The following is an 11,274-nucleotide window of genomic DNA, read 5'->3' as shown; positions in this document are numbered from 1 at the left end:
GGACCGGAACGGAGTCGAAGGGTGGACCGGAACGGTGCCGGGGGCCGGGCCGGAATAGGGGGCTCGGCGTACCGGGTTGTCGCCGGATGAACGAGTCTCACGACCAGAGAGCTGAAGAGATGACCGAGCGCACTCCCGTCGACCTGTGGTTCGACCCCTTCTGCCCGTACGCCTGGATAACGTCGCGCTGGCTGCTGGAGGTGGCGAAGGTGCGGCCCATCGAGCCGCGCTGGCACATCATGAGCCTCAACGTCCTCAACGAGGACAAGGACGTCCCCGAGACCTACCGCGAGATGATCGCCAGGGCCATCGGCCCGGTCCGGGTGGTGGCGGCCGTGCAGGAGAAGTACGACTCCGACACCGTCGGCCGCCTCTACACCGAGCTCGGCGTCCGTTTCCACAACCAGGGCATGCTCAAGCAGCTCGACCGGCTCCGCGAGACGGTCGAGGAGGCCCTGGAGGCCGCCGGCCTCGACCGCGGGTTCGCCGACGCGATGGACTCCGAGGACCACGACGACCTCGTGCGGGCCTCGCACGAGGACGGCATCGGCCGGGTCGGCCAGGAGGTCGGCACGCCGGTGATCTCCGTGGAGGGCGTCGCGTTCTTCGGGCCGGTCATCACGCCCGCGCCCAAGGGAGAGGACGCCGGCCGGCTCTGGGACGGCGTCCGCCTGGTGGCCGGCACCGACGGCTTCTTCGAGATCAAGCGCTCCCGCACCCGGCCGCCGATCTTCGACTGACCGCGCGGTGGCCTCCGGTCCTCCCCGGCGCGGAGGGGAGGACCGGAAGTCGTTCTTCGGTGCTTCCGAAATATCCCCAATATTACGAATCTTGAATGATGTCGGTCATTCGTCGCCGGACGGTGCGCTTCGCCGTACGCTCGGGGGCACAGACGGTCGAGTGCCCGCCGCGGCGAGGGGCCCGCGTCCGGCCCGCGCCTGACGCCGCGCGACCCGCCCCTCGCCTGACCTGCCGGGCTCTCGCCTTATGACGATCCGCGCGCGAGGATGAGAGTCATGCGTCATCTTTATCTGAACGGAGCCTGGCAGCCGTCCGCGTCGGGCGAGGGCATCGACGTCGTCAACCCCGCGACCGAGGAGACGGTCGACAGGGTGCCGGCCGGGGCCGCCGCCGACGTCGAGGCCGCCGTGGCCGCCGCCCGGGCGGCCCTGCCCGCGTGGTCGGGCACGGCCCCCGCCGACCGCGGCAAGGTCCTCGCCGCCGCCGCCGACCTGATACGTCAGCGCTCCGACCAGATAGCCAGGATCATCGCCACCGACATGGGAGCGCCGTACGGCGTGGCGATGAAGGTGCAGACGCTGATGCCCGCCGGGGTGCTGGCCTCCTACGCCGAGCTCGCCGCCGCCTACGACTTCGAGGGCGAGCGGGTCGGCAACTCCCGGATCTTCCGGGAGCCGGTCGGCGTGGTGGCCGCCATCACGCCGTGGAACTACCCCCTCCACCAGATCCTGTGCAAGGTCGGTCCGGCGCTCGCCGCCGGCTGCACGGTGGTGCTCAAGCCCAGCGAGGTGGCGCCGCTGGCGGCCTTCGCGCTGGCCGGGATCTTCGACGAGGTCGGGCTGCCCGCCGGGGTGTTCAACATGGTCAGCGGGTACGGCCCGACCATCGGCGAGGCGCTGGTCTCCCACCCGGACGTGGACATGGTGTCGTTCACCGGCTCCACCCGGGCGGGCCGGCGGGTCGCGGCGCTGGCGGCCGAGGGGGTCAAGCGGGTGGCCCTGGAGCTCGGCGGCAAGTCGGCCAGCGTGATCCTGCCGGACGCCGACCTCGCCACGGCGGTCAAGGTGACCGTGGCCAACGCCTTCCTCAACTCCGGGCAGACCTGCTCCGCCTGGTCCCGCATGATCGTCCACCGCGACCGGTACGACGAGGCCGTCGAACTGGCCGCCCGGGCCGCCGCGAAGTACACCGTCGGCGACCCCTTCGACGAGAGCACCCGCCTGGGCCCGCTGGTCTCGGCCGCCCAGCGCGACCGGGTCGTCCGCTACATCAACCGCGGCCAGGAGGAGGGGGCGCGGCTCATCACCGGCGGCGTCGACCGGCCCCTGGAGCGGGGCTTCTACGTCGAGCCCACCGTGTTCGCCGGGGTCGAGCCGGGGATGGTGATCGAGCAGGAGGAGATCTTCGGGCCGGTCCTGGCGGCCATCCCCTACACCCGTGGCGAGGACGAGGCCGTGGCCATCGCCAACGGCACGCCGTACGGCCTGGCCGGCGCGGTGTGGGCGGGCACCGAGGAACAGGGCGTCGCCGTCGCGCGCAGGCTGCGCACCGGCCAGGTGTCCGTCAACGGCGGTCAGTTCAACCCCCGGGCCCCCTTCGGGGGGTACAAGCAGTCGGGGCTGGGCCGCGAGCTGGGCGTGTTCGGCCTGGAGGAGTACCTGGAGGTCAAGTCGGTCCAGCTCTGACCGGCGGCCCGCGCGGCGGGAAGGGTGACGGCCGCCGGGACGGCGCGGAGACGCGGCCGGACCCGGCCGCGGGACCGGGTCGTCGCGGCGGCACGCGCGGGGTAGACCCGCCTGGGCAGTCTCCTCGAAGGGGCACGGTAACGGCATGAGACCGAGCACCGCGCGCGTCGGCGCGTTCGATCTGGTGATCGCCGCGGGCGGGCTGATCCTGCTGCTGCTGGCCGTACAGAACCTCGGACCGGCCCTGGCCGCGTTCCGCGGCGACGGCGCCTGGGGCACCTTCACCGCCCACCGGGTCGAGTGCGTCCAGCACCCCGGCCACGAGCAGTGCACCTGGCTGGGGGAGTTCCGCGCCGGCCGGACGGTCCGTCCCGAGGTGGCGTTCTACGGCGGCGAGCGCGGGTCGTTCACCCCGGGTCAGGCGGCGCGGGCCTTCGACACCGGCCGCCGGGGCCACGTCTACGGCCCCGGCGGGTCCAACGAGTGGATCGCCGTCGCCCTGCTCATGCTGGCCGGCCTCGGCCTGGCGTCCAGGCCGCTGTGGCGTCTGCGGCGCGCGCGGCGGCCGGCCGGCGAGCCCGGCGCTGGCCCGCGGACGGACGCCGGGCCGCGGACGGACACCGAGCCGCCAACGGACACCGACCCGTGAACCTGGCCGGCCCGTCAGCCGTCACCGGTTCGTGAACCGGTGACGGCCCGGGTGGCCGCGCCGGCCGGTGGGCGAGGCCGGTCCCTCCCGCGGGCCGGAGCCGGTCAGGGAGTCTGGAGCAGGACCTTGCGGGCGGCGTCCTTGGGCAGGCGGTCGACGTAGAGCATGCCGTCGAGGTGGTCGCTCTCGTGCTGGAAGCAGCGCGCGAGCAGGCCGCGGGCCCTGACCCGGACCGGACGGCCCAGGCGGTCGAAGCCCTCGACGGTGACACCGGCGGCGCGGGGGGTCCGGGCGTAGATCGGGGTGCCGGTCTCGCGGCCGGGGACCGACAGGCAGCCCTCCTCGTCGAGGACCTCCGCGGGGTCGTCCACGGTCAGCACGGGGTTGACCACGTGCCCCTTGCGGTTGCTGCAGTCGTAGACGAACAGCCTCTTCGACACGCCGATCTGCGGGCCGGCGAGGCCGACGCCCTGCGCGGCGTACATCGCGGCGAACATCTCGTCGATCAGGCGGCGCAGGTCGCGGTCGAAGTCCGTGACGGACTCGGCGGGCGTGCGCAGGACCGGATCTCCGATCACTCGGATGTCACGCATGTGGGATTCTCTCTCGTGGACCCTGTAAGGGGTGCGTTGGCATGCCGGTCATTACCTTAGCCGGGGGGCGGGTCGGCGGGGCGACATACACCTGCGAAACTGGGCGGGTGCGTGTCTACATCGGTGCCGACCATGCCGGCTATGAACTCAAGAACCGCGTCGTCTCCTGGCTCAAGGAGAACGGCCACGAGGTGACCGACTGCGGTCCGTTCGTCTATGACGCCGAGGACGACTACCCGCCGTTCGTGCTGCGCGCCGCGGAGGGCGTCGCGGGAGAGCCGGGCAGCCTGGGGGTCGTGATCGGCGGCTCCGGCAACGGCGAGCAGATCGCCGCCAACAAGGTGCGCGGCATCCGCGCCGCCCTGGCCTGGAACGACGACACCGCCAAGCTCGCCCGCGAGCACAACGACGCCAACGTGATCAGCCTCGGCGCCCGGATGAACAGCGAGGAGGAGTCGCTCCGGTTCGTGGAGATCTTCCTCGGCACGCCGTACTCGGGCCTGGAGCGGCACAGCCGCCGGATCGCGCAGATCGGCGCGTACGAGACCGGCGGCGGCCTTCCGCCGCTGCCGTAGACCGGCCGCGGTAGACCGCGCCCGGTCATCCGCGGCGCGGCTCCCCGCGCGGGCGGTCCCCGCGCCGGGGCTCCCTGCGCGGCGTCTCGTCGCGCAGGGGCCGCGCGTCGGCGCCCTCCTGCTGTTCCCGGGTGGGCCGGGAGACGTCCCGGGCCCGCATCGCGGTGAGCGCGGTGATCTGCAAGCTCTGCAGTGCCATGCCCTTCACCGTAACCGCGGTCCGCGGCCCGCGGAACGGCTCAGAAGACCAGACCGGCCCAGGGCGCCGGCTCCCAGGACATCGCCAGCGACAGCTCCCGTACGGCTCCCGCCCGCGACTCGCGCACCAGCCCCGCCGACCGCAGCGGCGTCAGCGGGCGGCCGCCCAGATAGGCCGCGCCGAGCGCCGCCACGGGAAGCGACACCTCCGCCGGGTCGCCGGTGGGCACACACCGGACGCCGGAGGGGCCGGCCGTCAGCCGCAGGCGGCCCTCGTTCCACGGGCACACGGGGTCGGCGACCTCGACCACCACGTCCACCGGCGCCGAGTAGGCGCGGGATTCCAGCGCCCGTCCGACGTCCACCAGACGGACCCACAGGTCGTCCATCCAGATGGCGTTGAGGTTGCGCGGCTCGGCCAGCATGTGCGCCAGCGGGTCGTCCACCGGCCGTCGGTGGGCCCTGATCTGCGCCACCAGGTCGCGGTCCAGCAGGTGCCGCCACAGCTCCGCGTAGGCGGCGTCGTCCAGCGCGAAGATCTCCCCGACCCGCAGCTCGCCGTCGGGCACGGTGTGCGGGGTGTAGCGCTGGACGGTCCGGAAGAGCGCGTAGCCGCGCGGGCCGTCGTCGTCCTCGGCCACCACCGCGCGCAGCGGCCCGGCGTTCCCACGGTCGGCGTCGTGGTCCGACAGCACCGTGTCCCAGCGGGCCGGGGTGCGGGCGTACATCCCCGGACGGCCCTCGCGGACGGCGTCGAACACCTTCTCGAAGAGGTCCCGGGTCCCGGCCGGCCGTACGACGCGCAGGCGCAGCGCGGGGTCCGCGGGGGCGTGACCCGCCAGGGCCGCGCCGTGCCGGGGGATGTCGAAGGAGAGCGCGTCGGCGGCTCTGCCGTACCCGAACCGCCCGTAGATCGCCGCCTCGGAGGCGTAGAGCGCGGCGACCGCCTCACCCCGCTCACGCAGGTCGGCGAGCTGGCGGGTCATGAGGGAGGACAGCACGCCCCGGCGGCGGTGCGAGGGCAGCACCCCGACCGAGGTGACCCCGGCCACCGGGATCGGCCCGCCGGGCACCGTCATGGTGAAGCCGCACACGGTGGCCGTGCCCACCAGCAGGTCACCGTCGAACGCGCCCAGCGAGCGGTCGAACTCGGTCACCGCCCGGTACTGCTCCCTCCGGTGCGGCGGCACGGCGGCGCCGAACGCCTCCTCGTCGAGATCGAGCCAGGCGGGCCAGTCGGTCTCCGTCATCGGACGCAGGGTGAAAGACATTTCTCCCACGGTAGAGGTGACAAAACCGTCGGGCCATTCAATTTCCCCCCTAAATGATCAAGGTGTCGGTCAAGTGGGCTGCCCAAACAGGGGGCAGCCAGATACAGTCAGGCGCATCATGAGTTCTCGCCCGGTGCCGCTGATTCCTCCTGGGCTCCGTGCGTTTCTGGCACGGATCCCCCTTCTGGCACCCACCGTGCGGTTCCTGCGGCGCGGGCCGTTCGCCCGTGACCGCAACCTCCTCATCACGCTGAGCGTGCTGACCCTGACGGTCGGGGCGCTGGCCGCCCGGGTCTCCACGGAGTGGTTCTCCCCGGCGCTCATGATCCCGATCACCCTCGTCGGCGGGCTGCAGCTCCGGCTGCGCAGCCTGTCCAAGCTGCTGTGCGCGGTCGCCGTCTCGCTCGTCTACGTGGCCGTCGTGCGCGGGGTCGGGCACATCGGGCCGGGCCTGCTGGCGACGTTCGGCTTCACCGTCGTGCTGGCCGCCCTGATGGCCCGCACCCGCGGCAAACTCGGGGTGCAGGGCCTGCGTGGCGACGTGATGCTGCTGGAGCTGCGCGACCGGCTCAAGAAGCAGAGCGAGCTGCCGAAGCTGCCCAAGGACTGGGACTCGCGGGTGGTGCTCAAGCAGGCGGGCGGCTCCTCCTTCGGCGGCGACTTCCTCGTCTCCATCCGGGAGGGCGACGTCCTGGAGCTCGCCCTCGTCGACGTCTCCGGCAAGGGCGTCGACGCGGGCACCAGGGCGCTGATGCTGTCGGGTGCCTTCGGCGGCCTGCTCGGCTCGGTCGACGACTTCCTCGGCGCCTGCAACACCTACCTGCGCCGCCAGCGCGAGGCGGAGGGCTTCGTCACGGCGGTCCACGTGCGGATCAACCTCGCCACGGCGGAATACGTGATCACCTCGGCCGGGCACCCGCCGGTGGTCAAGTTCGAGGCGGGGACCGGCACCTGGAAGGTCTCCCCGGCCAAGGGCGTGGTGCTGGGCATCGTCGGCGACCTGCACTGCGAGCGCGACAAGGGCATGCTCCGCAGGGGTGACGCGCTCATGCTCTACACCGACGGGCTGATCGAGCAGCCGGGCCGCGACATCGACGCCGGTCTCGACCGGCTGCTCGGCGAGGCCGAGCGACTGCTGCCCTCCGGTTTCCGCGACGGCGCCCGGAACCTCGTCACCACCATGTCGGCCGGGCACAACGACGACTGCGCGCTCATCCTCATCTGGCGCCCCTGACGTCCGGAACGGGCCCCGGAGCCGGCGTCCCCGCGGCCCGGCACACTCCCCGACGCCGTACGGGCAGCACCGAAGGTAGCCGGACCATTACGGAACGCATGGTCAACGGCCGGTGTTCCACACCGTTTTCCGGTGAGCCGGAACACTGGCGGGAGCCGGTGGGCTTTTGGAACGCTCTAGGGGCGGTTTCGAACCTTCAGGGAGTCGCCCCGGCGGGCGGCCGGACCCGGTGTCCTTTCACCGGAAGCCCGGCCGATCCGGCGGCCGCCCCGTCCGCATGGGTTCCGGACCCCGGGGGGTGGCGCGGTTGCCCCGGGGTCCGGCCTGGGCGGCGGACGGTGCGACATGCCGGCCGTCGTACCGGGTCACCCGGTGGGCGGCCGCCGGTGTCATCCGTTGTGACATCGGTGATCGGCGGCTCCTCGGCGGCGCGCCGCGCGACGTCGTGACTTTCGTGGGGGAGGTCCGGCCGGGCGCGACGCGAAGGCGGCCGGGTGCGTGGTCCGGTGACGGGCCGCGCACCCGGCCGGGGCGGACGTCCCCGGCGCGGCCGGCTGCGCTTCGGCGGCCGTGCCGGGGACGTCCGTCGCGGAGTCGCCGGGGGCGTCCGTCGCGGAGCCGTCGCGGAGTTTTCGCGGGGTCAGAGCCACCCGGCGTCGCGGGCGATGCGCACGGCGTCGAGGCGATTGCGGGCCTGGGTCTTGCTGATGATCCGCGACAGGTGGTTTCGGACCGTTCCCACGGACAGGAAGAGCTGGTCGGCGATCTCGTTGGACCGTGCGCCCAGGGCCGCCAGCCGCAGCACGTCCAGCTCCCGCCGGGTCAGCGGGTTCTCCGCCGACTCCAGGGCGGCGACCGCGAGCTCGGAGTCGATCGCCCGGCGCCCGGCGGCCACCCGGCGCACGCCGTCGGCGAGCTGCTCGGGCCGCACGTCCAGGCTCATGAACCCGAGCGCGTGCACGGAGAAGGCCCGCCGCACCTGACCGGCGCTGGGGTGGCGCGACAGCAGGAGCGTCCGGCAGGACGGGGCGTCCTCGTGCAGCCGGAGCGCGACGGCGAAGCCGTCGACGTCGGGCAGATCCAGATCGACGACCGCCGCGTCGGGGCGGTGTCGCAGGACGGCGGGCAGGACCTCCTCGCCGTTGCCGACATCCGCCACCACCTTGAGGTCCGGCTCGCACGCCAACGAGGCCACCAGGCCTCGTCGGACCAGCGGCAGATGCTCGGCAATCAGGATCCCGATCAAAAGTTTCCCCCCAGCGCCTTTCACAGGGTGACCGTACGATCGCTTACTGTCAACGAAGTGTCCCCATTCGGTCAACCCGGCGCAAGAGACTTGATCCGGAGGCTCCGTCTCTGTGGCACTCTGGAACCACGAAGCGTGGGTTAGTCTCGGAAGACCGCCCGCACATAAACGACCGGGGAGTTTGACCTGTGAGCTGGCTCGTCGGGGTCCTCATCATCCTCCTGGGACTCATGGTCTCGATCGGACTGCACGAAATCGGCCATCTGGTGCCCGCCAAGATCTTCGGCGTCAAGGTCACCCAGTACATGGTCGGCTTCGGTCCCACGCTGTGGTCCCGTCACCGGGGCGAGACCGAGTACGGCGTCAAGTGGCTCCCCTTCGGCGGCTACATCCGGATGATCGGCATGCTGCCGCCCCGGCCCACCGACGCGCCGGGCACGCTGCGCTCGGTCTCCACCGGTCCGTGGCAGGGCCTCATCGAGAACGCCCGCGACGCGGCGATGGAGGAGGTCCGCCCCGGCGACGAGGACCGGGTCTTCTACCGCAAGCCCTGGTGGCAGAAGGTCATCGTCATGTCGGGCGGCCCGGCGATGAACTTCGTGCTGGCGTTCGTGCTGTTCGCCGTCGTGATGATGGGCTTCGGCGTCGCCGTCGAGAAGAGCCAGATCTCCTCGGTCCCGCAGTGCGTCAAGACCTCCGCCGAGATCGCGAAGAACCCCGGTGCCGAGTGCACCGCGGCCGACAGGCCCAGCCCGGCCGCCGCGGCGGGGCTGCGCCCCGGTGACGTACTGGTGTCGGTGGCCGGCCGGCCCGTCGCGAGCTGGGACGCCGCGACCCGGGCCATCCGCTCCCACGGCGCCGGTCCGCTGGCGATCGGCATCACGCGGGACGGCCGTCCGATGACCGTCACCGCGAACCTCATCGCCCAGGACCGCGAGTCGCTGGACGAGCCCGGGAAGATCGAAAAGGGCGTCGGTTACCTCGGGGTCAGCCCGGTGATCGTCACCGAGCGGCAGGGCATCGGAGCGGTCGCCGCCCACATGTGGGACACCACCTCGTTGACGGCGGGCGCGCTGCTGCGCTTCCCGGAGAAGATGGTGGGCGTCTGGAACGCCGCCTTCTCCGGCCATGAGCGCGACAAGAACGGCCCGGTGGGCATCGTCGGCGTCGGCCGCATGGGCGGGGAGATCGTGGCCTCCTCGGCCCCGCTGGAGAGCAAGGTCGTCATCTTCATCAACCTGCTGGCCGTGTTCAACCTGGCGATCGGCATGTTCAACCTGATCCCGCTGCTCCCGCTCGACGGCGGTCACATCGCCGGCGGGCTGTGGGAGGGGCTGAAGCGGGGCTTCGCCCGCGTGACGCGCCGCCCCGCCCCCGCCCACGTGGACATCGCCAAGGCGCTCCCGCTCACCTACGCCATCGCCCTGGTGATGATCGTCATGGCCGGTCTGCTGGCGTACGCCGACGTCTTCAACCCGATCCGCCTGCTGGGCTGATCTCCGTAACCGTCCATCCCGTACGGCGCGCCGCGGGCGGGCCGTACCCGCCGTAGGGGTACGCCGTGAACGACCGGACGCCGGGAGCGGCGATCGACGTGGCGCTGTTCCGGCTGCGCCGGATCTGGGCCCGGCCGTTGCGCGCCCGCCGGGCGGGCGAGCCGCCCCGGCCGGTGCAGATGTCGAACGTGATGGTCGTGCACGCGGTGCACAAGCTGAGCCTGGACGTGCCCGAGGTGACCGTGGGCGCCGTCGCCGAGCAGCTCGACGTCGATCCGTCCACCGCCAGCAGGCTCGTCAACGACGCGATCGGCGCGGGCCTGCTGGCGCGCGAGGAGTCCGCGGTGGACGCCCGGCGGGCCCGGCTCGTGCTGAGCGAACGCGGCCGCCGGGTGCTGGAGGTGGTCGTCCGCTACCGGCGGACCTACCTGGACGGCCTGATCGCCGACTGGACGGAGGCCGACCGCGAGACCTTCGCCCGGCTGCTCGCCCGTTTCGCCGAGGCGGCCGTCGCCCGCCCGGCCGACCTGGCCGGCCTGGACCGGATGGTCGCCGAGGCGGCGGGGGTGACGGACGTGGCCGTCACCCATCCGTGACGCCGTCGATCCGCACGGGCCGGTCAGTACATCGAGATGTGCACGTGGTCGTAGTGGTTGGCGGTGACGCCTCCGCGGTCGGACATGGCACGCCAGCCGGTGCCGCTGTTGATCCGCTGGCGCCAGATCACGTACTTGACCCCGAGCCGCGCCCTGTTCTTGAGGACCCAGGCGGCGATCTCGTCGCCGAGCGCGACGTGCTCCGCCGTGGGCGTCGAGCCGCCGGCGCTCATCATGAAGTCACAGGCCCGGCCCAGCGGGTGCTCGCCGCCGTCGTTCTCCGAGCGGTAGCAGCCGACCTCGTGGGGGAGGGTGAACCGCTTCCCGACCGCTCCGCGCATGATCCGGGTGCGGTCGGTGATGTTGTCGGAGCCGGTGGGCAGCTGGGGCGCCCAGCTGCCGTCGGCGCGGCGGCCCGAGCCCACGGGGACGAGCGCGTCGAGCTTCCGTTTGACGTCCGCGATGGCCTTCTCGGCGTCGCGGCGCCGGACGGCCACGGCCTCGCCCTCCTCGGCGATCCGGCCGGTGAGCCGGGTGGCCTCCTCGGCCGCCCGCCTGCGCAGGTCCCGGCTCTGGGCGAAGGTCCGCAGGTGGGCGCCCTGCTGGGCGGCGAGCTGCGCGGTGACCGCCGCGCCGTCCGGCTGGGGGGCGAACAGCAGGGCGGGCAGGCCGCCGCCGCCCTGGTATTGGAGCCGGGCGATGTCCGCGACCTGCTCCCTGGCCTCGGTGTAAGCGTGCTCCGCCTCGGTCAGGGCGGTCCTGGCGCGGCTCTCGGCCTGCCGGGCCCTGCGCAGTGACTCCCGCTTGGCCGCGTAGTCCTCGATGAGCCCGTCGACCTTCTTGGTGAGCTTGGCGAGGTCGGCGCGCAGCTCGGACTCGGACGGCTTGGGGTCGGCGCCGGCGGGTCCGCCGCCGAGGACGAACGCCAGGGCGGAGACCGCGGAGACGGTCATGGCCGCACGGCGACGGGACGTGGGGGACGGGGCCGCC

12 protein-coding genes are annotated in these 11,274 nt (G+C 72.8%); 7 read left to right on the top strand and 5 right to left on the bottom strand.

Translation table 11 applies throughout. From position 1 onward, the window contains the following. The first annotated feature begins 119 nt into the window (after positions 1–119). The 3 genes from HDA43_RS20065 to HDA43_RS20055 all read left to right on the top strand — a co-directional run bounded on the left by HDA43_RS20065 (position 120) and on the right by HDA43_RS20055 (position 3,075). Positions 120–740: a mycothiol-dependent nitroreductase Rv2466c family protein gene (locus HDA43_RS20065; RefSeq protein WP_179823969.1), complete on the top strand. Its 621-nt coding sequence runs from the start codon at positions 120–122 to the stop codon at positions 738–740. Positions 741–1,016: 276 nt separating this feature from the next. After that, positions 1,017–2,426, top strand: coding sequence for an aldehyde dehydrogenase family protein (locus HDA43_RS20060; protein ID WP_179823967.1), 1,410 nt, complete (start codon positions 1,017–1,019; stop codon positions 2,424–2,426). Between the two features lie 145 nt (positions 2,427–2,571). Further along, positions 2,572–3,075: a hypothetical protein gene (locus HDA43_RS20055; protein WP_179823965.1), complete on the top strand. Its 504-nt coding sequence runs from the start codon at positions 2,572–2,574 to the stop codon at positions 3,073–3,075. A 104-nt stretch (positions 3,076–3,179) separates the two neighbouring features. Here HDA43_RS20055 and def read toward each other — a convergent pair whose 3' ends face one another. Then, a complete protein-coding gene (gene def / locus HDA43_RS20050) occupies positions 3,180–3,668 on the bottom strand; it encodes a peptide deformylase (RefSeq protein WP_179823963.1) in 489 nt (162 codons plus the stop codon). 107 nt (positions 3,669–3,775) lie between these two features. Here def and HDA43_RS20045 point away from each other — a divergent pair, with 107 nt between their 5' ends. After that, positions 3,776–4,243, top strand: a complete 468-nt coding sequence (locus tag HDA43_RS20045; RefSeq protein ID WP_179823961.1) for a ribose-5-phosphate isomerase — start codon at positions 3,776–3,778, stop codon at positions 4,241–4,243. Positions 4,244–4,268: 25 nt separating this feature from the next. Here HDA43_RS20045 and HDA43_RS20040 read toward each other — a convergent pair whose 3' ends face one another. Both HDA43_RS20040 and HDA43_RS20035 read right to left on the bottom strand, forming a co-directional pair. After that, positions 4,269–4,442: a hypothetical protein gene (locus HDA43_RS20040; protein WP_179823959.1), complete on the bottom strand. Its 174-nt coding sequence runs from the start codon at positions 4,440–4,442 to the stop codon at positions 4,269–4,271. A 40-nt stretch (positions 4,443–4,482) separates the two neighbouring features. Beyond that, the gene (locus HDA43_RS20035; protein WP_179823957.1) at positions 4,483–5,712 is read right to left on the bottom strand and encodes a GNAT family N-acetyltransferase; all 1,230 of its coding nucleotides are present in this window, start codon (positions 5,710–5,712) and stop codon (positions 4,483–4,485) included. 118 nt (positions 5,713–5,830) lie between these two features. Here HDA43_RS20035 and HDA43_RS20030 point away from each other — a divergent pair, with 118 nt between their 5' ends. Further along, positions 5,831–6,946, top strand: a complete 1,116-nt coding sequence (locus tag HDA43_RS20030) for a PP2C family protein-serine/threonine phosphatase (RefSeq protein ID WP_179823955.1) — start codon at positions 5,831–5,833, stop codon at positions 6,944–6,946. A gap of 640 nt (positions 6,947–7,586) precedes the next feature. Here HDA43_RS20030 and HDA43_RS20025 read toward each other — a convergent pair. After that, entirely contained in the window at positions 7,587–8,216 is a 630-nt protein-coding gene (locus tag HDA43_RS20025) for a LuxR C-terminal-related transcriptional regulator (protein ID WP_312873455.1), read from the bottom strand. Between the two features lie 164 nt (positions 8,217–8,380). On the opposite strand from HDA43_RS20025, the gene HDA43_RS20020 reads away from it, so the two are divergent. Further along, entirely contained in the window at positions 8,381–9,688 is a 1,308-nt protein-coding gene (locus HDA43_RS20020; RefSeq protein ID WP_179823951.1) for a M50 family metallopeptidase, read from the top strand. Positions 9,689–9,753: 65 nt separating this feature from the next. Continuing rightward, positions 9,754–10,284, top strand: a complete 531-nt coding sequence (locus HDA43_RS20015) for a MarR family winged helix-turn-helix transcriptional regulator (protein ID WP_179823949.1) — start codon at positions 9,754–9,756, stop codon at positions 10,282–10,284. Positions 10,285–10,307: 23 nt separating this feature from the next. Here the strand turns inward: HDA43_RS20015 and HDA43_RS20010 are convergent, their stop codons facing one another. Then, positions 10,308–11,237: a coiled-coil domain-containing protein gene (locus HDA43_RS20010; RefSeq protein ID WP_218912327.1), complete on the bottom strand. Its 930-nt coding sequence runs from the start codon at positions 11,235–11,237 to the stop codon at positions 10,308–10,310. Between the last annotated feature and the right edge of the window lie 37 nt (positions 11,238–11,274).

It is taken from the genome of Streptosporangium sandarakinum (assembly GCF_013409935.1).
GTDB classification, from domain to species: Bacteria; Actinomycetota; Actinomycetes; order Streptosporangiales; family Streptosporangiaceae; genus Streptosporangium; species Streptosporangium nondiastaticum.
The sequence above is the reverse complement of the archived record's forward strand: the minus strand, read 5'-3'. Positions and strand labels throughout refer to the sequence as shown.